Genomic DNA, 22270 nt, shown 5'->3' with positions numbered 1-22270 from the left:
GCCCGGACAAAGCCCCTTCAAGCCATCAGGATGGACCCTGCCATGAGCATGCCCGACATCGCCTTTGACCGCTACTACACCTATGACGAGATGACCGAGCGCCTGAAGGCGCTGGCCTCGGCTCATCCCGAGCTTGCCACACTGACCTCGATCGGCACGAGCTTTCAGGGCCGCGACGTCTGGCTGATGGAGATCGGCAATCCAAAGACGGGTCCGGCGCTGGAGAAGCCGGGCTATTACATCGATGCGCAGATCCATGCCGAAGAACATGCCACCAGCGCCACGGCGCTCTATGCCATCTGGCATCTCCTGACCAATTACGGCCGCGATGAGGAGGTCACCCGCCTGGTGGATAGCCAGGTGTTCTACATCCTGCCGCGCATCAATCCCGATGGCGCCGAACTCTCCCTGCAACCGCCCTATTTCAACTGGTGCGGCAACGGCCGCTTCCAGCCCGGCTTCGACCGCCTGGAAGGCCTGATCCCCGAGGATATCGACGGCGACGGCTTCCTGGTGTGGATGCGCGTGCCCGACAGCCGCGGCGAGTGGAAGAAGAGCGAGAGCAATCCCGATATCATGGTGCAGCGCCGGCCGGGCGAAGAGGGCGGCCAGTATTATCGGCTCTATCCGGAGGGCTCGATCCGCAATTTTGATGGCGTCAACGTGCCGATCGAGCAGCCCTTCGACGGCAACATGAACCGCAACTTCCCGACCAACTGGTCACCGCAGGAATATGGCGCCGGTACCCATCCGCTGTCGGAACCGGAAGCCGCGGCCATGGCCAAACTGATCCTGGACCATCCCAATATCTGCGGCATGTGCGCCTATCACACCCATGGCGGCATCATTATGCGTCCGTCCATGACCAAGCCGGATAGCGCCATGAGTGCGGCCGACATCAATCTCTACAAGGAGATCGGCAAGGTCGGCACGGAGCTGACCGGCTACCCCACCGTCTCGATCTACGAAGACTTCACGCCCGACAAGACCAAGGTGCGGCGCGGGGGCCTGATGGACTGGACCTATGAGGAAATGGGCATCATCAGCTTCGGCACCGAACTCTGGGACCTGGAGCGGACCGCCGGCGTGCCGAAGGAGGGCTATTACAACCTCTATCCGCGCAACGAGGCGGTGCAGCAGAAGGTCTATGACTATGTGAAGGCCAACATGGCGGAGAAGGGCTGGCGGGACTGGAAACCTTTCGACCATCCGCAGCTTGGCCCGGTGGAAATCGGCGGCATGGTCAATATCTGGACCTATCGCAACCCGCCGGGCTTCCTGCTGGAAGAGATCTGCCGCACCAATGTGCTGTTCAATCTCAAGCATGCCGCCGCCGCACCGCGGGTCAAGGTCGACAGCCTCACGGTCGAGCCGCTCGGCGCCGGACTGTATAAGGTGCGCGCCGAAATCAGCAATCACGGCTATCTGCCGACCAATCTGTCGAGCGTGGCCATCGCAAACAATGTTGCAAAACCGGTCCTTGCCTCGATTTCCATCGATGGCGGCGAACTGGTGATGAACCCGCTGCACGCCAATCTCGGCCACCTCGCCGGCCGCAACGAGCGGCTCTATCCCTGGTCGCCCTGGGGCCAGCAATGGTCTACCACGGCAAAACCGGTGGAATGGCTGGTGCGGATTGCAGGCAAGGGCACGATCACAGTGACGGCCAAGTCCGAAAAGGGCGGCACCCACCGGGTCGAAAAGAGCATCGGATAAGGATGGGGCAGTGAGCGCAAGTCCATCGCGCTCTCATCGCCGAAGTTGCACGCCTCGGACTGCCCCAAACCTTTCGCTGAGGCTGGGTCCGGTCGTACTGCCGGCACAGCGCTAACCGTCATGCCGGCCTCCGAGCCGGCATCTAGCGCAATCAAGTCCTTGATTGCGAAAGACTCCTTTCACGGCGCAGACGCGCCGTGGCTGGATTCCGGCATTCGCCGGAATGACGGATATTCGCGGCTCGGCCGGTGCTGGTTAACAGACCAGCCGTCCGGCCGCCTACCCGCTCTTGCCCAGTTCCACCACCATATCCCAGGCCCGGATGCGCTGGTCGGTAATCCCCGAGGCATCCTGCAGCGCCAGATGCACAAAGGCCGGGGTGAGTTCGATCGGGTCCTTCCAGATCTTGCGCATCTCGGCACTATAAGTGATCTCGCTCATGGCGGTGTGCATGGCATGCCCGGGTGTGATTGAGTTGACCGAGACGTTGTAGGGCGCAAACTCCACGGCGAGTGCCCGCGAAAGACCCTCCAAGCCGAATTTCGACGCGCAATAGGTGCTCTCGTCGGTATCGCCCTTGATGCCGGCATTGCTGGAGACATTGATGATCGCGCCGCAGCGCCTAGCCTTCATGCCCGGCGCCACGGCCTTGCAGCAGAGGAAGGCGCCGCGCAGGTTGATGTTCATCAGCAGGTCCCAGTCTTCGAGCGAAACCGCCTCGACCGGCTTGAAAAAGATGATGCCGGCATTGTTGACCAGCACGTCGATCCGGCCGGATTGCGCCTCGATGGCCGCCATCTGCCGCTCGACATCGGCAGCATCAGCGAGATCCATGCGCGCCGGCCTGATATCGCCGGGTTCGGCAGCAAGCGTCGCCACTTCCTCGGCCAGCACGTCAAGCGCATGGACCACCGCGCCTTCCGCGGCATAGGCCTTGGCGATGGCGCGGCCGAGGCCCCGTGCCGCGCCGGTCACGACCGTCACTTTACCATTCAGAACACCGCTCACGTCGCAATCCTTCCGCCATCGATGACAAGGCCGATACCCGTTATGAAGGAGGATTGGGCCGATGCCAGGAAGAGCACTGCCTCCCCGATCTCATTGCCCGTGCCCATGCGGCCCATCGGCGTGATCGATCGCCATTTCTGTTCCACCGCGTCGGGATCCGCCGCGAGCGCCTTGTTGCGCCGGTTCATATCCGTATCGATGACACCGGGATTGATCGCGTTACAGCGGATGTTGCGATCGGCATACTCGATGGCGATCACCCGCGTCATCGACATGATGCCGCCTTTGGATGCCGCATAGGAGAGATTGCCGCCGACATTGGCAAAGGCGCTGACGGAGGAATTGTTGACGATCGTGCCGCCACCATTGCGCAGCAGGGCCGGCAGCGCATGCTTGCAGCCGAAGAAGGTTCCCTTGAGATTGGTATCGATCACCCGATCGAACAACGCTTCCGACACGTCCGTCGAGGGCGTGACCGGTTGTTCGATGCCGGCATTGTTGAAGATCGTGTCCAGTCTGCCGAACCGGCTTTCCGCCGTGGCGACAAGACCAGCGACATCCCGTTCCACGGCGACGTCGCAATGCTGATAGACCAGTTGGCCACCCACCGCGGCAACTTCGCCGGCAAGGGCCCCGCCCGCCGCGTCGTTCACATCGCCCACGACAACAGCGGCGCCCTCGCGCGCAAATAGCAGCGCCGTGTCGCGCCCCATGCCGCTGGCACCGCCTGTTATCACGGCCACCATTCCCTTCAATCTCAGCACTTCGCTCCCTCGCTTACAATCCATCATGCCACTGTAGTTTTTGTATGCTTGTATTACAAACTTTTTCAGATGACTATGGTGACCAGTGCAAAGAAAGGATTTGCCCCATGGCATCGGACGTCATTCTCACCAGCCCGCCGGATGTCAACCGCGTGGCCGGGTACGAACACCTGGCAATAGCAGGGGGATTTGCCTTCGTCGCCGGCCAGGTGGCGCGAGATGTCGATGGGAACTGGGTGGGCGGCGACGATGCCGGCGCCCAGGCGGCCCAGATCTATCGCAATATCGGGCGCATCCTCGCCCATATCGGCGCAGCGCCGACGCAGGTGGTGAAGATCAACACCATCCTGGTCGATCGCGCCGATTCAGCTGACGTGACGCGGGAGCGGCTCGCCTTTTTCGGCGATCACCGCCCGCCCCATACCGGGGTCATCGTGGCCGGCCTCGGCTCCCCTCATGTCAAGATCGAGGTGGAAATCATCGTCCATGTCGGCGCAGGGGTCGGCCCGGCTTAGAGCCGTTCAGGACGGCTTGCCGTTGCGGCGCTTGGTCCTCTCGATCAGCAGCATGTGGTCTTCAAGGGCCGTCGCAATGTCTGCGAATGTCGAGGCGGGCTTTGCGATTTCGGCCAGGATGAACTGGCGAAACTCCTCATGCTGCTTGGGGATCGCCTTCAGATCATTGTCGCGGTAGCGGTCGAGATTGAAGACGATCATCACATGGCGGGCAATGGTGTCCCACAGCGTGCCGGCAATCGTGTTGCGGGCCGCAAGCCTGATGGTGCGGTGGAACTCCAGGTCAGCCAGCAAAGACGCCCTGACATTGCCCGCCTTGGCGGAGGCGCGCATGTCATCGATCGAGGCCTGCAGGGCGCCGACATCCTCAAGACCGCTGCGCCAGTTTTCAATCGCGTCGCGCAACAGGATGGATTCCAGGGCAAGACGGGATTCCATCACCTGCTGGGTCACATTCGGATCGAATGTGGCGATGCGATAGCCCCTGTGTCCGCCACCACTCAGAATGCCCTGCGCGTGCAGCACCTTGAGCGCTTCGCGGATCGGCACGCGGCTGACGCCGAGTTTCTCCGCCAGGGTGGTTTCCACCACCCGCTCGCCCGGCTGGATGATGCGCGTGGCAATGGCCTCGGCAATGGAATCGGCGACCCCTTCCGAGAGCGATATGCGCTTTGGCTGCCGCAAGGCGTCCACGCTTCCGGTGATCATGCTGTCCTGAGCCATATCCCCCCTCGATTGCTTTAGGAGCTTCGAAGGTGCCGCATAGCATTATGTATGATTGTATTCAAACGGATCGTGGAACAATCCCGCAGCTTTGCCGAACGGGCATGATATTGCCGTCTGGGGCGCGAGAGAAACCGGCTTACGGAAGGCGATCAGTCAGCCGCCGATGCGGGCCGCGAAACCGCGGATACCCTTCACCGCAAAGTCCAGCACCGTCTCGTCGGTGAAGCGCCCTTCGCTGACGGACGCGGGCGCGCGGGGCACCACGATTTCCATGGTCGGCGGAACCTCGGCCAGCATGCCGTTCAGGATGTATTTGAGATGAGCCTGGGCGCGGACCCCGCCGAGCGCGCCGCCGGAGACCGAGATCACGAGGCAGGGCTTGCCCTTGAATACGGACTCGTAGGCTGGCCGCGAGCACCAGTCGATGGCGTTCTTCAGCACGCCCGGAACCGAATTGTTGTATTCCGGCGTGACGAAGACGAGGCCGGGGGCGGCCGCGATCTGAGCCTTCAGCCGTGCGACTGCCGGCCCGCCATCATGATCGGCATTGTAGAGCGGCAGGTCGCCGATCAGCCCGCGCTCGATGGTGATCTCAGGCGCCATACGCTCGGCAAGCGTCATCAGGAGCGCGGTGGAGGAAGAGGCAGCCCTCAGGCTGCCGGAAATGCCGAGCAAATGCATGTCAGAGCCTCGCCAGGAAGGTCGCAATGGAGGGGAACAGGATGATCAGCGCTAGGCAGACGATCATGGCCGCGATAAAGGGCAGCGTGCCGCGGAAGATATGCGCGAGGCTCACCGTCGGGTCGTTCAAGGCCGCCTTGATGGTGAAGACCGACAGCCCGAAGGGCGGGGTCAGCAGACCGATCTCGACTGCAACAACAGTCAAGACGCCGAACCAAATCAGGTCGAAGCCGGCCGCTTCTGCCACCGGCAGGGCGATCGGCAGGACAATCAGCATGATCGAGATGGAATCGATCAGGCAGCCCAGCGCGATGATCAGTGCGAGATAAATGATCAGGAAGCCGAAGGGGCCGATCGGGCCGGATAGAAGCGCTTCCGCCACCGCCGCCGGCAGGCCGGACATGGCCAGCATGCGCGAGAAGAAGGTCGCAGCCAGGATCAGGAACAGCACCGAGACCGTGATCTGGCCTGTTTCCAGCAGCAGCCGCCAGAACGATCCGGGGGTCAGCGTTCGCCGCGACAGGGCGATCATCAGCGCACCGAGCGCACCGACGGCGCCGGCTTCGGTCGGGTTGAGGAACCCGCCATAGAGGCCGCCCAGCACGAGGAAGACGAGGATCAGGATCGGCACGGCCTTGGATGCCATCTGCGGCACGGTGTAGAGCGGGCCGGTCTCTTGTCCTGCAACCGTCTTTTCGAACACTGCACCCGGCTTCAGCCAGGCCAGCAGCGCAATCGTCACGGCAAAGAGAAGGGCCAGCAGAATGCCGGGGCCGATGCCGGACAGGAACATGCGGCCGACGGATTCTTCCGCCTGCACGGCATAGACGATCATCAGCAGCGAGGGCGGGATCAGCATGCCCAATACCGAACTGCCGGCCACCACGCCGGTGGCAAAAGACCGGGTATAGCCATGGCGGCGCATTTCCGGCACAGCAATGCGGGCGAAGACAGAGGCCGAGGCCACCGAAATGCCGGTGATGGCGGCGAAGACCGCATTGGCGAAGACGGTGGCGACGCCGAGGCCGGCTTTCACCCGTCTGAGCAATTGCTGGAACACGTCGAACGTATCCTTGCCGACACCTGACGCGGTGACGAGCAGGCCCATCAGGACAAAGAGCGGAACGACCGCATAGAGATATTCGCGAAGCGCATCATTGCCGACAGAGCCCGCCATGCGCCAGGCGACCGCATCACCACGGATGGCCGCGACACCGGCAAAAGAGACGACCAGCATGCCGACGCCAATGGGCAGGCCCATCAGGATCAGCGCGATCAGGCCCGCGACGGCCAGGATGCCGATTTCAACGCCGCTCATTCCATCCGCTCCCCAGAATGTGGTTCTGTACCCATCGCGACCTGCAGCAGCGCCTGGATGCAGGCGACGGTCATCGCGATGAGAATGACGGCCCGGAAGGGCCAGACGGGCAGGGTCGCGACCCCGGTAATGCCGATGAAATCTCCGGCCGAAAGATCACGGCCGAAGATGCCCAGGGTCGACCAGGCGATGACGCCGAGCGCAATGGCGGTGACGAGATCGAAAAGCGCCCTGAGCAAGCGGGCCGGGCGGGGCGAAGCCCGCTCCAGCGCGATCAGCAGAAAATCCGAGCGCGGCATGCGATCATGCCGGAGCGTCGTGGCGAGCTGCAGATAGACGATCATGACAAGCAGCAACGCGCCGAATTCGGAAATCAGCGGCAGCGACGAGCCCATCAGGTTTCGGGCGATCACGTCGGCGCAGATGACGACCATCAGCACGCCGATCATGACTGTGCCGAGCGCCGCCAGCCCATCCACCAGCATGGCCCAGGCCCTGAGGATCCTCCGCCCTGGATGGGCGGAGGCTTGGTGTGGAAGACCCGTGTTCACTTGGTCTCGTCCCAGGCGCGGGCCGGCTTTTCGCCGCGGGCGCGCAGACCGTCCATATAGGCCTTGAGGAAGCTCTTGGCCGGCAGGCCGCGGCTCTCGCCGGCGGCGACCCATTCTCCGGCGAGATCGGGCAGTTGGTCGACCCAGCGCTGGCGTTCGGCAGGATCAAGCGGGGTGACGGTGACCGGCGGGTTCTGGCTGGCTCCCAGTTCCACGATCTTCTTCAGCGCCACCTCGTGCCGCGTCATCAGGTCCTCGGCATGGGCCTTGGAATAGAAATCGCCGGCGGCGAGCAGCGCCTGCTGCACCTCTTCCGGAAGTCCGTCCCAGCTATCCTTGTTGATGGCAAGGCCGCCGGAGAAGACGACGCCCATGTCCACGCGGGTGATATAGGGGGCGACTTCGTAGAGCTTGGCCGGCAGGGCGCCGAGTGCCAGCGACACCACGCCATCCGACACGCCGGTCTGGATATCGGTATAGAAGGTGGTGAGCGCGCCATCCACGGCATTGGCGCCGGTGCCGCGCAGCCAGGTGCCGAGCGTGCCGGGGGCCGAAAGCTTCATGCCCTGCAGGTCTTCGAGCTTGGTCACCGGCTTCTTGGTATAGATGTCGTAGCTGTCGGAGCCGGTGGCACCGAGGAAGACAAGATTATACTGCTCCCATTCCTTCTTGAATTCCGGCACCGTGTTGAACAGCTCGCGCATCGTCAGGAGCTGGGCGGGAACGTTGTTGGTGGAGAAGGGCGTGTAGGCCGTGACCTGGCTCAGCGGCATCTTGGCGCCTTCGAGATAGGAGAACACCCAGCCGATATCGGTGACGCCTTCCTCGACGGAGGTCAGCGTGGCGTTGGCCTTGTAGAGCGTACCGCCAAAGGCCTCCTGCCATTCGATCTTGTAGGCGCCCTTTACCGCCAGGATCCGCTCCGCTTCCTTCATGAAATGGGTCTGAATCATGCCGATCCAGGGGATCGTGGTCGGATGCGAGGAAGCGACGGTGAGCTTCACCGTTTCCTGGGCTAGGGCGTTAAAGGGCAGCACCAGGGCTGCGGTCGTCAAAAAAGTGGCTAAAAATCTCATGTTCTCTCTCCCTGACACATGTGATGTGGTTCAAATCATGCTGATTTTCTGGCTGGACAGATCGATCCTGAGCGTCATGCTGCCCTCGTTGATCATCCACGGCCTGACGGTGAATTTTCGCGCACCGGCCCGGTGCATCGGGTCGCGGGCGGCAATCTCTTCGGCCGCTTGACGGCTTTGCGCGCGCACGATGACCATGCCGTCGCCGCGCCATTCCTGTTCGTCATCGGTCCACATCGGCCCTGCCGCAAATAGGATGCCGTCGCGCTCCAGGCTCACCTGGAAGGCCAGATGTTCCTCTAGATGCCGGAGTATTGGCGCCATATCGCCTGTCGGCGTGGTGAAGATGGCGTAGAGCTGCTTCTGCAGCATGGCCTTGCTCGCCTCCATCACGGCGGGCACGGGCAGAGATTGTGGCGCTTCGGTCATGTCTTTCCTCCCAAAAAGTCGAAGACCCGATCAACCTGCCTTGCGGCGCGCGAGTTCGGCCCGGATCTCCTGTCCGTGCTGGTCCAGCGTCGGCGGCGGCAACAGGTCCATGTCTGCCTCGCCATCGAAATTGTAGGGTGCGCGAACCGTCGTGAACTCGCCCCGCGTCGCATGGGGCACGGTCACCGCAATCCGCAGGTGCTGCGCCTGGGGATCTTCCAGGGCCTCGTTGCTGTCATAGGCCGGCGAATAGGGCACTTCCGCGGCTTCAAGCCGCGCGCACCATTCCGCGCGCGAGGCGCTGCGGAAGACGGGCGTGAGGATGGCGATCAGATCGTCCTGATGGTTGATGCGCTGCAGCCGCTCGGCAAAGCGCGGATCTGATGCCAGCGCCTGCTGGCCCGTGGCCTCCAGCAAGGCCTCCCAGAATTTCGGCGGCGAGGACAGATGAAAGGCGATCCATTTTCCGTCAGCGCATTCAAACGTATAGGACTGGCTGACGACGGGGCGCGACAGCGGCCCCATGATCTCGCCCTCGCTGTAATAGTGGGTGAAACTATCCAGGTTGAAGTGGCTCATGGCCTCCAGCATGGAGATGTCAAGCCGCCGGCCCTTGCCGGTCTGTCCGCGCTCGATCAGGGCCGCCAGAATGCCGGTTGCCGCATAATGGCCCGTCACGGCATCGGCCAGCGCCGGGCCGATGACCCTCGGCTTTTCGGGCGGGGTGACGAGCCGCAGGAAACCGCTCGCCGCCTGGGCCACGGTGTCATAGGTCGGCCGGTCGCGGGCCGGCCCCGAGGTGCCGAAGCCCGAAATGGCGCAGTAGATCAGGCGCGGATTGAGCCGACGCAGATCCTCCTCTCCGGCACCGACCTTTTCGGCGACACCAGGACGGAAATTCTGGATGAAGACATCCGCTGACGCGATCAGATCCAGGAAAACCGCGAGATCGTCGGCATTGCGGGTATCGAGCGCGATGGAGCGCTTGTTGCGGTTATAGGTCTGGAAATGCGGGGAATAGAGCCCGCCCTTGAAGGCGCGGAAGGGATCCCCCTCGCCCGGCCGCTCCACCTTGATCACATCGGCGCCGAGATCGGCAAGCTGCATGGCTGCCGCCGGTCCGGTGATATAGGTCCCCATTTCTATGACGCGGATGGACTTCAGCGGTTTCATTCTGCGGCCTTTCCGTCATATGCGATGGCCTGGTCGGCCTGATGGGACATGATGAAACCGATCGGCCGCTGGCTTTCCTCGTAGAGATGGGCGGCGAGACCGGCAGCGCGGGCCAGCAGCGGCACGGCCTTCAGCGCCTCCAACGGCCAGCCGGCGTCCAGGATCACGGCTGGGATGGCGCCGGACACGTTGATCGGCAGCGGGCGGTTCATGATGGTGGGCGCATGGGCGCCCAGATGGCGAAGCGCGGCGATATGCGCGCCTGAAATGCCAAGCTCATCGGCAATTTCGAGCAGACGGTCTGCGCGCGGATCGCCGGCGGTGTGCTGCGGATGGCCAAGGCCCGGCACCTTTTTCCGCGCGGCCTTCAGCGCTTCGAGCGAAGCGATCGCTGCCCTCTCGTCACCGCCGGCGGCGACGACCTCTGCCAGATAGCGGCCCGCAACTTCGGACGAGCCGGCAACAACGGTGCCCATGCCGAGCAGGCCGGCCGCCATGGCGCCCTGCCATGCCTCGGGTGCGGCCACCAGCGTCATGCGCGCGGCCTGTACCGAGGGCACCAGCCCGTGTTCGGCAATGGCCACCAGGCAGGCATTCATGGCGGCGGTCTGTTTTGCGGTTGGCCTGGTGCCGCAGACCAGCAGCCAGAAATAGTCGGTGAAATCGATCTTGCCGATCAGGTCGCGGCACAGGTCATGCCCGCGCACGGTGATCGAGTGGTCGTCCGAGGTGGCAATAGCCGTAAAGGCATTGTCCTGTTTTCCAATCCGCATCATCAGGTCCTATTTTTTCGCACAGCGAAGAAAAATTCACTTGCCGAATAATAGGACCTGTTTTAGCTTTGCGTCAACCCGGCTTTTGAGACAGAGTTTTGGGGTAAGAGGAGGAGCGCATGCGCCAGATAAACCAGTTCACCATCACGGACGCCGTGAAGGACAGCTTCAAGACCGAGGAAGGAAGCCGCTTCAAATTCCTCCTTGAAGGCTTCATCACCCACCTGCACGACTACACGCGGGAAGTGAACATGACCCACCAGGAATGGATGGGCATTCTCAACTTTCTGTATGACTGCGGAAAGATCTCCACGCCCGAACGCCACGAGTTCATCCTGCTCTCCGACGTGCTGGGCTTTTCCGCGCTGGTGGATATGCTGAACACCCGCGGTGGCGCCACGGAAGGCTCCAATCTCGGGCCGTTCTATCTCGATGACGCACCAATCCTCGAGCTCGGCGCCGATCTCGCCCGCGGCCGCGACGGGACATCCCTTCTGGTCCACGGCATCGTGCGGGACAGCCTCGGCAACCCCTTGCCAGGCGCCATCGTCGATACCTGGCAGGCCGACGGAACCGGCACCTATCCGATCCAGGAACAGGCGTCCGGCCAGGACAAGTTCGACCTGCGCGGCAAGATGACGGCCAATGAAAAGGGCGAATACTACTACACGACCGTGCTGCCCAAGCCCTATACCGTGCCTTATGACGGCCCGGTGGGTGATCTCTTGCGCGCCGGCAACCGCCATGCCTGGCGTGCTGCGCACCTGCATTACATCGTGCGCGCTCCCGGCATGCGGGCCATAACCACGGAACTGTTTTTCGAGAATACCGAATATATCGACAATGACGCTGTTTTCGGTGTGCGAAAATCGTTGATCGCCAAACTCGAACCTGTCAAGAAAAACGAGGAATTCGCCTTCGCGCTGGAGACCCGGCCGGATGCGAAATGTCGCTTCGACTTCGTGCTCGCGCCCGAAGGCTAAGCCCTTGATGGACCTGGGGATCATGGTGGACGACGAGACGCGCCCGGCGGAATTCGTGGAGGCCCTGGCCAAGGGTATCGCGGTGCTCGAATGCTTCGACGCCGCCCATTCCGACATGACGCTCAGCGAAATCGCCCGCCGGGTGGGGCTGTCGCCAGCCGCTGCCCGGCGCAGCCTGATCACCCTGTCGGCCCTCGGCTATGTCGGCTTCTCCGGGAAGCGTTATCACCTCCGGCCGAAAGTCATGACGCTCGGCTCCGGCTTCTATTTCGCAGCCCGGATCGACGAGTTGCTGCTGCCGGAACTCAGGCAGATCGTCGAGGCGCATGGCGACGCGGCATCCGTGGCGATGCTTGACGGTCACGATGTCATCTATATCGCCCATCATTCCACCCAGCGCGCGCGGCGCGCCACCGCCGTGGTCGGTGCCCGCTATCCCGCCCATGCGACATCGCTGGGACGGGTGCTGCTGGCGGGTCTCAGCGACCCCGAACTCGATCGCTATTTCGAGTCGGTGGAGCCCAAGGCGCTGACATCAAGGACGGTCGTTTCCAAGGAAGAACTTCGCCGGCTGATCTGGAAGGTGCGGGAAACGGGCTATGCGACAACCGTGGATCAGCTGGACTATGGCATCACCGCGCTTGCCGTGCCGATCCGCAATGCCGATGGCCGCATCACGGCGGCGGTTAACTCCTCCGGTTATTCCGGCCTTGTCAGCGCGGACCAGATGGTCGCCGAGCGGCTGCAGGATCTGCGCATCGCCGCCGGCCGCATCACCGCCGCCTCGGCGCGGGCCCCTGCGCTTTCGGCTGTTCTGAACGGAAACTGACGGAGCGGGGTGGAGACGTCCGCCTAGAGTATCCGCTTGGCGTGCAATTTATTCGAATATTTTTTCGACATACGAAAAGGGAGGATATCATGTGCAGATTTTGTGATCCCCGGACGCGCGCACCAGCGGAACTGGGTGGCGGACTGGCGGGAAAAGCGCGGCCGGTCTTCTCGCCGGTGCCCGAAGGCATTGGCGCTGCCGGGCGCCGAACCCTGATCAAGGGCGGCTCTGTACTGTCCATGGATGCGAGCGTCGGCAATTTTTCCGTCGGCGACGTGCTGATCGAGGGCTCGAAGATCCTCTCGGTCGGCGCCTCCATCGACGCCGGCGATGCCCAGGTGATCGACGCGTCCGGCATGATCGTGATGCCCGGCTTTATCGATACCCACCACCATCAGTTTGAAACCGCCCTGCGCAGCCTGTTGTCGGATGCCATCCTGATCAATGACGGCCGGCCGGAAAGCACCGCCAATTACTACGAATGGATGCTGCAGAAATTCTCGATGCTGTACCGTCCGGAGGATGTCTACATATCCGAACTCTTCGGCGGCATCTCGCAGATCGATGCCGGCGTGACGACCGTGATGGATGTCAGCCAGATCCATCATTCGCCTGAGCATTCGGATGCGGCCGTCTCGGCATTGCGGGCGGCCGGCCGGCGCGGCGTGTTCGGCTATTTCGAGGGCTGGGGCGATGCGGCCAAATATCCCGGCGACGCACGTCGCCTCAAGACAGAGCATTTTGCCAGCGACGATCAACTGCTGACCATGGTGATGGGCGGCGAAATCTACCTGCCCTTCCATGAGGAGGCCTGGGCGATCGGCCGCGAACTCAACATTCCGATTGCGCTGCATGTCGTCGGCACCTTCGGCATGCAGCCGACGTTTGATGGCCTGGCAATGGCCGGCAAGTTTGGGCCCGACAACATCTTCATCCACATGACCGGCATGAGCGACATGGCCTGGCAGAAGGTGGCCGATGCAGGCGCCCATGTCTCGCTCTCCGTGCCGATCGAAATGCAGATGCGCCATGGCGAGCCGCCGCTGCAGAAGGCGCTCGACCTCGGTATCCAGCCCTCCTTGTCGACGGATGTGGAATGCACCATGACGGCCGACATGTTCACACAGATGCGCTCTGCCGTGACCCTGCAGCGTATGATTGCCAATGAAAAGGCGCTGCGCGGCGAGGACTATCCGAAGCTGCTCTCGGCGATGGATGCCATCCGCTTCGCCACGATCGAAGGTGCACGCGGGCTGAAGCTCGACCACAAGACCGGCACGCTGACACCGGGCAAGGAGGCCGACATCATCCTGCTGGATGCGACGGCGCTCAACGTCGCGCCGCTGAATCACGTGCCGGGCGCCGTCGTGACGCTGATGGAGCGGTCGAATGTCTCCACCGTCATCTGCGCCGGCAAGGTGCTGAAATGGCAGGGCAGCCTCATCGGCCATGACATCACCAAGCTGCGCTCCGAACTGGAAGCAAGCCGCGACTATCTGTTCGAAAAGGCAGGCGTCGAGAAAGACCTCTTCCGCCAATAGTCCGGGAGCGAGTTGTTGCGATATTCTCGGGCAATCAGACTGCCCGAGAATCCATGCATCGACGCGCGGATGGGTCAGCCGCCTCTACCAGCCATAGCTGAAGGTGGCGCCGATGCCGTTATTGCCCCGCTGTACGACGTTGTTGTCGGTGTTGCGGCCATACTGGAAGATGCCATAGGCATTGTCGTTGCCGTTCTGCTGCAAGGTGGCGGAATGTCCGTCGCCCTGTTGCCGGATGAAACCGAGATTGCGGCGTCCGCCCTGGGCGATGCCGGCGGAATTGCCGTTGCCCAGCTGCCGGATATCGCCGCCCTTGAGATCGCGATAGAGCGAATAGGCACGAAGGCCTGTGGCCAGGAGATCGGCTTCCGCGCCCGAGCGCGGGGCGACATTGAACGAGATGCTGCCACCCGCCTGGGCCGGTACAGCCATCACGACTTGCCCCAGGCTGCCGGCCAGAAGGCTGATGCTGATAAGCGTGAACACGGTCTTTTTCATGATGATCTCCTGAGGGCGGGTTGCCTTGGCTGATGATGCATAATGGCATCGTCCTCCTGAACGCAGCCGGAACTCACCGTTCATCTGCTATTCACGGGCCGCGATCTCGACCCTGAACGCGAAAGGGCGCCGGAACGAACCGGCACCCTCCAAAACATGCGTCAGATAGCTGGCAAACTGTCAGTCGTCGCTGACCTGTTTCGTGCAGCGATGGCTTTTGCCGCCGCTGATCACCTCAAGCACGGCCTTGTAGCTGCTCCCCCTCGAATCCAGGGTCACGGAGCCCAGCGTGGCGGCCTTGCCGGCGGACACCTCGAAATCGCCACCCTGGGTGATGCTGGAGCTGCCGCCACCGCCTGTCTTGTCGATGCGCAACGTATAGCTTCCGTCGGTGGTCTTGTCGGCACGGACGATCGCCTCGAGACTGACAAGGCCGGCGCGGGGCGTGACCTTGATTTCGCACAGCTTGGAGGATTGCGTGGGCGCGGCGGTCGCCATTTCGGTGAAGGCGCCGACCGGAAGCAGGCACAGCGCGAAAAGTGTCATGAGGCTGCGAGAATGTCGGACGCTATTTGGCATGGGTGATCTCCCCTTAAGCTGCCATTTTGATCTTCACCGGTGCGGCGTCAGTGGCTAGGTCGCTCAGTCGCAGACCTGGACGAAGGCTGCGACATTGCCGCTGCCGCCCTGGCTGAGATTGGCATCGCAGCCGCGGCCGACCTGAACGCCGGCGGCGATGTTGCCATTGCCATCCTGGGTCAGGATCGTCGTGTGATTGGAGCCGAACTGGCCGATGCCGGCGACATTGCCATTGCCGCGCTGGGTCGTCGCGCCGTAGTTGTTGTAGCCTTCCTGGCCAACAGCCGACAGATTGCGATCGCCATATTGATGTCCGGTCACCCGGTTGTAGTTGCCGTTCTGGTAGGTCCTGATCCGGTTGCTATAGCCACGCTGCGCGCCGCCTGCCGAGTTCGACCAGCCATACTGCTCGATGCGCACGTCATTGGCCATGACGGGCGCAGCACCCATGATGGTGGCGACAGTGCCGAGTGCGATTGCGATGAAAGACGTGCGGTTCATGACTTTGTCTCCTCAGGCGGCTTTGACCGCGGTTGAACATCTCCCTTGTAGAGACCGCCGCTGGAACAGAAGCTGAAGAGACCATTCAGGTCGGGTTCATCCTGCCATATCAGGTCCAGAGACCATGTTTCCGCAGGCGATATTCCAGTTTCGCGCGGGTAAGGCCGAGGCTTCGGGCAGCGGCCGCGATGTTTCCGCGACTGGCCGCCAGCGCCTGGCGATAGAGCTCGATTTCAGCACTGCGAAGCTCCGTCGTGGAAGACAGGAAATCCGAACCGGCTTGAGGGGAGGCGGCCAAGGGACGTGAAGATAAGGAGACACGTCCATCCCGTGTCAGCGAAGAGTGCAGCGCTGGAAACGGCTCGTTGGCCGTGAACAGGTGTTGCAGGTCGATAAAGCCGCCGGCATTGGCGAAGATCACCCCGCGCTCGATGAGGTTCTGAAGCTCTCGGATATTGCCCGGAAAGTCGTAGGCGAGAAGCGCATCCATGGCCCGGCGGGTCAGCCCGATGACATCGCGGCGGTGTCGCTCGCGAAACAGCCGCAGGAAGTGATCGGCAAGCAGGGGAATGTCGTCTCGACGCTCGCGGAGCGGCGGTATGGAGATGGGGAACACGCAGAGACGGAAATAGAGGTCCTGGCGAAACCGTCCTGCCCGCACTTCATCGGCAAGATCGACATTCGACGCCGCGATTACCCGCACATCCGCCGCAATCGTTTTCGAACCACCCACCCGCTCGATCACCCGCTCCTGGATGGCGCGCAGCAGCTTGCCCTGTGCGGCATAGGCCAGCGACGCCACCTCGTCGAGGAACAGCGTGCCGCCGGCCGCTCGCTCGAAATATCCGGGACGCGAGGCGACAGCGCCGGTAAACGCGCCCTTTTCGACACCGAACAACTCGGATTCGACCAGCGTTTCGGGAATGGCAGCGCAGTTGATCGCCACGAAGGGCTTGGCGGCACGGTGGCTCAGCCGATGAAGCTGCTGCGAGAAGAGCTCCTTGCCGACACCAGACTCCCCAACCAGAAGAACGGTCGCTTCCGTATCGGCAACCTTCTCCACCATCAGCCGCGCCTTGAGGAAGCTTGCAGACACCCCGACGACCGGCTCGCCGCCTGGCAATCCCGCACCGGTGACCGCTGTCCCATCGGGCCTCGTCTCTTTAGGGGAAGTGCGGCGTGCAACGCGGCGCGAGCGCGGCCATTCCAGGCCGAGATAGGCCCGCTCCGGCGCATCCTCGCCCCATTCCCCGGCGTTCTGGCCAACCACATAGCAGCGGGGCGCGCCCATGCCCGAGCATTCCAGCTCGCGAAAGATCACCGGCCGGCCGAAGAGCGTGCTGGTATAGCCGCTCGGATAGCCCGTCTGCATCCAGCAGACCGGGTCGCTTGCCAGCCCGTGATGGGCAATATGCTCTGCGGCCTCGGAGGAATCGTACCAGTAGAACTCGCCGAAATAGCTGCCTTTGGCGCTGTCGAACTGGAACTGCTTGGTCTCCACCTTGACGAAGCCTTCCAGCGTATGCACGCGCGGCCCGGCGGCAAGCGCATGGGTGAGATCCTGGTTGGGGAACCGTTTCTGGATCAGCTCGGCATCGCGCACACCCTGCATGTATCCCACCCGCATGAAGATGCCCTTCGCGGCCTCCATGCCGAAGGCCTCGATGATCTCCTGGCGCAGGCGCCCCAAGACCTGGCTCTGCATCAGCACCATGCGCTGGTCGTTGAGCCAGATCCGCCCGTCGCCGAGCGCGAAATGCAGGGCCTCGGTCAGTTCCGCAAGCGTCGGCGAAGCGCCGGTGACAAGCTCGCTGAACGCGCCCTTGGACAGCATCTTGCCCGTGGACTTCGAAACCTCGGCGAGCGACACGAGGGTAGGAGACTTGTCCTTGGGCATGTCAACCTTCATAAATTGATTAGGTTTTCTCAACGTTTCATCATTTGATGAATTTCGCAATCCGTCTGCTGTGTGAGCCGGGAAGCAGTACCTCAAAAATCTCGTTGTCTTTTCATGGCCCTGGATCGGCCCTCCGCTTTGAAGATCTGCCGCCGACAACTTGGCACGCCTGTTGCGACGAAGAAGCCGAGCCGCTTGAGGAGGCGGCCAGGAGGACAGACGCATCAGCAGAGCCTGGATGAGCGGTTGAACGGACCGATCTCACGACGGCGAAGCTTTGCCCTGATCTCCTCGAACCGAGGGAATTGGAGGCCCTGAACCATGAACATGCATGCGCCGAATTTTTTGGATACCGCCCGCTGGGGCGGCCTTGCCTATATCTCGGATTGGCAGGAAACGCTGGGCGGCAAGCTAGATGTGACCGACCCTGCCAATGGCAATAGGCTGGCAACCGTCGGATTATGTGGTCCGGCCGATATCGCCGAGGCCGCCAAGCGGGCTCGTGCGGCGCAAAAGGAATGGGCAAAGACGCTGCCCGCCCAGCGCGCAGCGATCCTCAATCGTGCCGCCGATATTCTTGAGCAGAACGGCGCCGAACTCGCCAACTGGATTATGCAGGAATCCGGCTCCATCCATCCCAAGGCGATGATCGAGATCGAGCATGGCGCCCTCTTCATCAGGCATGCCGCCACGCTTGCGACCCAACCCACGGGCATGTTCCTGCCCGGCATGGACGACCGCACGAACTATGCCCGCCGGGTGCCGCATGGCGTGGTGGGCGTGATCTCGCCGTTCAACTTTCCGCTGGTTCTATCCGTTCGTTCGATCGCCGCTGCAATCGCGCTTGGCAACACCGTCGTGCACAAGCCGGATCCGCGCACGCCCATTTCAGGCGGCATCATCATCGCCCGGATCTTCGAAGAGGCCGGCTTGCCCAAGGGCGTCCTGCATGTCGTGCCGGGCGGTGCCGATGCGGGCGAAGCGTTGTGCAGCGACCCGAACATTGCCATGGTATCCTTCACCGGCTCGGCCCGTGGCGGCTCAAAGGTCGGCGAGATCTGCGGCCGTCACCTGAAGCGCGTCCAGCTCGAACTGGGTGGCAAGAACGCCCTTGTCATTCTCGATGACGCCGATCTTGATGTGGCCGCATCCAATGCTGCCTGGGGAACCTTCCTGCATCAGGGCCAGATCTGCATGGCCACCGGGCTCATCCTGGTCGACGAAAAGATCGAAGCCGCCATCACCGAACGCCTGGTTGCGAAGGCGCTGCACCTGCCGGCCGGCGACCCCTCCACCCAACAGGTGGCGCTGGGCCCGATCATCTCCGATAGCCAGGTCGAGACCATACAGAAGATCGTCGACGATGCCGTGGCCAAGGGGGCGAGGTTGCTCGCCGGCGGCACACATGATGGCCGCTTCTACGCCGCGACCGTGCTTTCGGGCGTCAAGCCCGACATGCTGGCCTTCGAGGAGGAAATCTTCGGGCCGGTCGCCTGCATCGTCTCATTCAAGACCGATGAGGAGGCCGTCGATCTCGCCAACCGATCGGAATACGGGCTCGCCGCGGGCGTGATTTCGGGCGATCTCGGGCGCGCCATGGGCCTCGGCGACCAATTGAATGTCGGGCAGCTGCACATCAACGACCAGACGATCAATGGCGGCCCATATGCGCCATTCGGTGGTCGTGGAAAGTCCGGCAATGGCACGCGCGTCGGCGGACCGGCTGACATCGAGGAATTCACCCAGTGGCAGTGGGTCTCGGTGAAGAAGGCCGCAACACCCTATCCATTCTGATCCACTTTGATCCAACCCTTGTCGCGACGACCACTCGCCGGAAAGGCGGGCGGTCCTGATCGCGCTCTTCCAAAGGAAACACGAGCATGAACCTCTCAGGAAAGACCATCGTCATCACGGGCGTCTCGTCGGGCATCGGCGGCGAAGTGGCCCGCCTCGCCCGCTTTCGTGGCGCAAGCGTTATCGGCGTCGACCGCAACGACGCCATGCTGTCCCTCGACGGCTTCATCAAGATCGATCTCAGCAATCCCACGGCAATCGACGCTACCATTTCAAAGTTTCCAACCCGGATCGACGCGCTCATCAATGCCGCAGGCGTGCCGGGCACCGCCGACAAGGATCTCGTTGCGCGGGTCAACTATCTCGGCCTGCGCCACCTGACCGAATCCCTCATAGACCGCATGCCAAAGGGCGCTTCGATCGTGAACTTTGCATCGATCCTTGGCGGGGAATGGCCCAAGCGGGTCGAGCAGCACAAAAAACTCGCCGCCACGACGAGCTTTGCCGAGGGGCAAGCGTGGCTATCGGACTTTCCGGTGCCGCAGGAAACCTGTTACCAGTATTTCAAGGAAGCGCTGATCGTCTGGACGATGATGCGCAGCAATGCGCTGTTCATGAAGCGGGATATCCGGATGAACTCCGTGGCGCCCGGTCCGGTCTTCACGCCGATCCTCGGCGATTTCGTCACAATGCTCGGCCAGGAGCGCGTGCAGGCCGACGCCGGCAAGATGAAGCGCCCGGCCCTTGCCGATGAAATCGCAGGACCCGTCCTCTTCCTGTGCTCCGACGACGCCCGCTGGGTGAGCGGCATCAACCTGCCGATCGACGGCGGACTGGCCGCCGTCTATGTTTGACAGTCTCCGATCCGATCCGGGCGTCTCTGCCTGTTCGGCTAGGTAGGACAGAGGCAGGCCTCTCAGCCTGCCTCTCGGCGTGCTGACAAACTCTCATTCCCGGGTCTTTGCTGTTGGTTTTGGCCGAAAACATCGCCGTCATGCCAGCCGACGAGCCGGCATCCAGCGCAATCAAGTCCTTGATTACGAAATACTTTTCACGGCGCAGACGCGCCGCGGCTGGATTCCGGCCTTCGCCGGAATGACGGCTGAATATGGTCTCGCGGAAAACCCATCTTTGTCGTCAAGCTGAGAGGCAGGCCGTTCAGCCTGCCTCTGCGGATCGCATCAGTCCTTCCAGGAAATGCGGTTCAGGAAGATGCTTTCGTTGGGGGTCGGCGTGAACTGGACCTGTTCGGCGGCGCCGTAGACGACGGCGGCCTGGTAGAGCGGGATGATGTAGTTGTTCTTGTTGACCATCTCATGCACCGTCTTGTAGGCCGCCAGTCTTTCGTCCTCGGACAGCGACTTGCGGGCGAGATCAAGGGCGGCGTCGATCTCCGGATTCTTCACGCTGGACCATCCGCTGGAGGAATGCAGCAGCGGGTAGAGAATGCCATCGGCGTCCTGGCAGCCGCAGCTCCAGCGGCTGAAGGCAAGTGCGGGAATGACATCAGGACCGCTTTGCATCTGCTTCAGCCAGTTCGGCATGTCGGTCATCTCGATCTCGACTTTCATGCCGGCATCGTTCAGCATCTGCTGGATCGCCTGCACGACGCGCTGGTCATAGACCGGCGCCGTGAGGAGCTTGAGCGGCGCATCGGCGCCCGGTGTCGCGGAGATGATTTCCTTTGCCTTTGCGGCATCAAAAGCCGGGCCTTCCAAGCCCTCGATCCAGCCCATATGGGCAGGCGAGGCGACCTGCGATACCGGCTTTTCGCCGGTCGCCAGAATGCCCTCGGCAATACCGGCCTTGTCCAGCGCCATGGCGATTGCCTGGCGCACTTCCGGCTTGTCGAGCGGCGGCTTGGTCACATTCATGCCGAGATAGGCGACGCGTTCGGTGTTGCCGACCAGCGCCTTGCCTTTGCCGGAAGCCTGGATCTGCGCCACGAGGTCGCCGTTCAGATAGGTCACGAGGTCGCTCGCCCCGGCCTGGAGATTGGCGACCCGCGTCGCCGCATCCGGCACCGCGCGGAACACGACCTGCGGAAACGCGCCCTTGTCGCCCCAATAGCCGTCATTGCGGGCGAGCGTCACCTCGACGCCGCGTTTCCAGCTCTCGAACTTGTAGGGGCCCGATCCCACCGGCGCGAGGTTGAACGCATCCTTGCCCATTTTCTCGACCACGGCCTTCGGGACGATCGACAACTTAACGAGCTGGGCGAAAAGCGGCGGATAGGGGCCGTTGGTCGTCAGCGTCACCGTCGTGGCATCGTCGGCGACGGCATCCGTGATCTGGTTGAACTGTCCAAGCTGCGGGCTGGCGAAGGCCGGATCGGTAATCCGCTTGACCGAGAAGGCGACATCCTCAGCCGTCAGCTTGCTGCCGTCATGGAACACCACGTCGTCGCGGATCTTGAAGCGGATCTGGGTATCCGACAGATACTCCCATTCGGTGGCAATCTGCGGAATGATCTTGCCGGCATCGTCACGGGTGACGAGATTGTCAAAGACGTTGCGATAGACATTGTAGCTGTCCGGGTTCCACTGGACATGCGGATCGAGCGAAGAAGGCTCCCCCGGCAGATCGATCACGAAAAGGTCTTTTGATGCCTGTGCCTGGTACGGTGCGGCAAGGCTCCCCGCGGCAAGCAGGAAGCCTGCAAGAATAAGGCTGTGCGGTCGCATAACTGTTCCCTTTAATTGGCGATTATCCAAACCTCTGGTGCGCTCTTGTTCTTACCCTGCCGGGCGCATCGGCAGGGCTTGAATGCACGTCTCTGACATCTCAGATTATATTATTGATGTGCATTAAATGCAAAGTTGACATCTTAAATCTGAATATGCAATCCTGATTCTCAAGATGAACGACAACAGGCGAAACCCGCCGGCGGCCCTGCAAAGGGCGCGCTGGGGATAGTC

General features: G+C 62.3%; 22 protein-coding genes. 7 read left to right on the top strand and 15 right to left on the bottom strand.

What is annotated here, in order from left to right:
* The first annotated feature begins 42 nt into the window (after positions 1-42).
* Positions 43-1716 (top strand): M14 family metallopeptidase, encoded by a 1674-nt coding sequence (locus tag B9A97_RS03555; RefSeq protein ID WP_084363622.1) that lies wholly within the window; start codon positions 43-45, stop codon positions 1714-1716.
* Between the two features lie 279 nt (positions 1717-1995).
* On the opposite strand, the gene B9A97_RS03550 is transcribed toward B9A97_RS03555, so the two are convergent.
* Both B9A97_RS03550 and B9A97_RS03545 read right to left on the bottom strand, forming a co-directional pair.
* On the bottom strand, positions 1996-2724 hold the full coding sequence (locus B9A97_RS03550) for an SDR family NAD(P)-dependent oxidoreductase (protein WP_179145209.1): 729 nt from the start codon (positions 2722-2724) through the stop codon (positions 1996-1998).
* Positions 2721-3488 carry an SDR family NAD(P)-dependent oxidoreductase gene (locus B9A97_RS03545; protein ID WP_179145208.1) on the bottom strand — a complete coding sequence of 256 codons (768 nt, stop codon included), beginning with the start codon at positions 3486-3488 and terminating at the stop codon, positions 2721-2723. The genes B9A97_RS03550 and B9A97_RS03545 overlap by 4 nt, the downstream gene beginning before the upstream one ends.
* Positions 3489-3595: 107 nt before the next feature.
* Between B9A97_RS03545 and B9A97_RS03540 the strand changes: the two genes are divergently transcribed.
* Positions 3596-4003: a RidA family protein gene (locus B9A97_RS03540; protein ID WP_143530313.1), complete on the top strand. Its 408-nt coding sequence runs from the start codon at positions 3596-3598 to the stop codon at positions 4001-4003.
* A gap of 6 nt (positions 4004-4009) precedes the next feature.
* Here B9A97_RS03540 and B9A97_RS03535 read toward each other — a convergent pair whose 3' ends face one another.
* The 8 genes from B9A97_RS03535 to B9A97_RS03500 form a co-directional block, all read right to left on the bottom strand.
* Positions 4010-4726: a GntR family transcriptional regulator gene (locus tag B9A97_RS03535; protein WP_084363619.1), complete on the bottom strand. Its 717-nt coding sequence runs from the start codon at positions 4724-4726 to the stop codon at positions 4010-4012.
* A gap of 156 nt (positions 4727-4882) precedes the next feature.
* Positions 4883-5410, bottom strand: a complete 528-nt coding sequence (locus B9A97_RS03530) for an NADPH-dependent FMN reductase (RefSeq protein WP_084363618.1) — start codon at positions 5408-5410, stop codon at positions 4883-4885.
* A 1-nt stretch (position 5411) separates the two neighbouring features.
* Positions 5412-6728 carry a TRAP transporter large permease gene (locus B9A97_RS03525; RefSeq protein ID WP_084363617.1) on the bottom strand — a complete coding sequence of 439 codons (1317 nt, stop codon included), beginning with the start codon at positions 6726-6728 and terminating at the stop codon, positions 5412-5414.
* Positions 6725-7279: a TRAP transporter small permease subunit gene (locus B9A97_RS03520; RefSeq protein WP_244564117.1), complete on the bottom strand. Its 555-nt coding sequence runs from the start codon at positions 7277-7279 to the stop codon at positions 6725-6727. The genes B9A97_RS03525 and B9A97_RS03520 overlap by 4 nt, the downstream gene beginning before the upstream one ends.
* Positions 7276-8355: a C4-dicarboxylate TRAP transporter substrate-binding protein gene (locus tag B9A97_RS03515; protein ID WP_084363615.1), complete on the bottom strand. Its 1080-nt coding sequence runs from the start codon at positions 8353-8355 to the stop codon at positions 7276-7278. Before B9A97_RS03515 ends, B9A97_RS03520 begins: the two co-directional genes overlap by 4 nt.
* Before the next feature lie 30 nt (positions 8356-8385).
* Positions 8386-8784 carry a YciI family protein gene (locus B9A97_RS03510; protein WP_084363614.1) on the bottom strand — a complete coding sequence of 133 codons (399 nt, stop codon included), beginning with the start codon at positions 8782-8784 and terminating at the stop codon, positions 8386-8388.
* Between the two features lie 30 nt (positions 8785-8814).
* Complete coding sequence (locus tag B9A97_RS03505; RefSeq protein ID WP_084363613.1) at positions 8815-9957, bottom strand: CaiB/BaiF CoA transferase family protein; 1143 nt, start codon at positions 9955-9957, stop codon at positions 8815-8817.
* Positions 9954-10730, bottom strand: coding sequence for a citryl-CoA lyase (locus tag B9A97_RS03500; protein ID WP_084363817.1), 777 nt, complete (start codon positions 10728-10730; stop codon positions 9954-9956). The genes B9A97_RS03505 and B9A97_RS03500 overlap by 4 nt, the downstream gene beginning before the upstream one ends.
* 119 nt (positions 10731-10849) lie before the next feature.
* On the opposite strand from B9A97_RS03500, the gene B9A97_RS03495 reads away from it, so the two are divergent.
* From B9A97_RS03495 to B9A97_RS03485, 3 genes are all read left to right on the top strand, one after another.
* A complete protein-coding gene (locus tag B9A97_RS03495; protein WP_084363612.1) occupies positions 10850-11713 on the top strand; it encodes a dioxygenase family protein in 864 nt (287 codons plus the stop codon).
* Between the two features lie 7 nt (positions 11714-11720).
* Positions 11721-12542, top strand: a complete 822-nt coding sequence (locus B9A97_RS03490; protein ID WP_244564116.1) for an IclR family transcriptional regulator domain-containing protein — start codon at positions 11721-11723, stop codon at positions 12540-12542.
* A gap of 89 nt (positions 12543-12631) precedes the next feature.
* On the top strand, positions 12632-14083 hold the full coding sequence (locus tag B9A97_RS03485; protein ID WP_084363611.1) for an amidohydrolase family protein: 1452 nt from the start codon (positions 12632-12634) through the stop codon (positions 14081-14083).
* An 84-nt stretch (positions 14084-14167) separates the two neighbouring features.
* Here the strand turns inward: B9A97_RS03485 and B9A97_RS03480 are convergent, their stop codons facing one another.
* The 4 genes from B9A97_RS03480 to B9A97_RS03465 form a co-directional block, all read right to left on the bottom strand.
* The gene (locus tag B9A97_RS03480) at positions 14168-14581 is read right to left on the bottom strand and encodes a curlin (RefSeq protein WP_084363610.1); all 414 of its coding nucleotides are present in this window, start codon (positions 14579-14581) and stop codon (positions 14168-14170) included.
* Between the two features lie 180 nt (positions 14582-14761).
* Complete coding sequence (csgH, locus tag B9A97_RS03475) at positions 14762-15160, bottom strand: curli-like amyloid fiber formation chaperone CsgH (protein WP_084363609.1); 399 nt, start codon at positions 15158-15160, stop codon at positions 14762-14764.
* 63 nt (positions 15161-15223) lie between these two features.
* Complete coding sequence (locus tag B9A97_RS03470) at positions 15224-15661, bottom strand: curlin (protein ID WP_084363608.1); 438 nt, start codon at positions 15659-15661, stop codon at positions 15224-15226.
* A gap of 109 nt (positions 15662-15770) precedes the next feature.
* Positions 15771-17558 (bottom strand): sigma-54-dependent Fis family transcriptional regulator, encoded by a 1788-nt coding sequence (locus B9A97_RS03465; protein ID WP_084363815.1) that lies wholly within the window; start codon positions 17556-17558, stop codon positions 15771-15773.
* A 321-nt stretch (positions 17559-17879) separates the two neighbouring features.
* Here B9A97_RS03465 and B9A97_RS03460 point away from each other — a divergent pair, with 321 nt between their 5' ends.
* Together B9A97_RS03460 and B9A97_RS03455 are read left to right on the top strand one after the other, a co-directional pair.
* On the top strand, positions 17880-19352 hold the full coding sequence (locus tag B9A97_RS03460; RefSeq protein WP_084363607.1) for a benzaldehyde dehydrogenase: 1473 nt from the start codon (positions 17880-17882) through the stop codon (positions 19350-19352).
* 86 nt (positions 19353-19438) lie between these two features.
* Positions 19439-20206 (top strand): coniferyl-alcohol dehydrogenase, encoded by a 768-nt coding sequence (locus B9A97_RS03455; protein ID WP_084363606.1) that lies wholly within the window; start codon positions 19439-19441, stop codon positions 20204-20206.
* A gap of 327 nt (positions 20207-20533) precedes the next feature.
* Here the strand turns inward: B9A97_RS03455 and B9A97_RS03450 are convergent, their stop codons facing one another.
* Complete coding sequence (locus tag B9A97_RS03450; protein WP_084363605.1) at positions 20534-22036, bottom strand: ABC transporter substrate-binding protein; 1503 nt, start codon at positions 22034-22036, stop codon at positions 20534-20536.
* Between the last annotated feature and the right edge of the window lie 234 nt (positions 22037-22270).

This window comes from Rhizobium sp. RU36D (assembly GCF_900176345.1).
Classification (GTDB): Bacteria; Pseudomonadota; Alphaproteobacteria; order Rhizobiales; family Rhizobiaceae; genus Allorhizobium.
The sequence above is the reverse complement of the archived record's forward strand: the minus strand, read 5'-3'. Positions and strand labels throughout refer to the sequence as shown.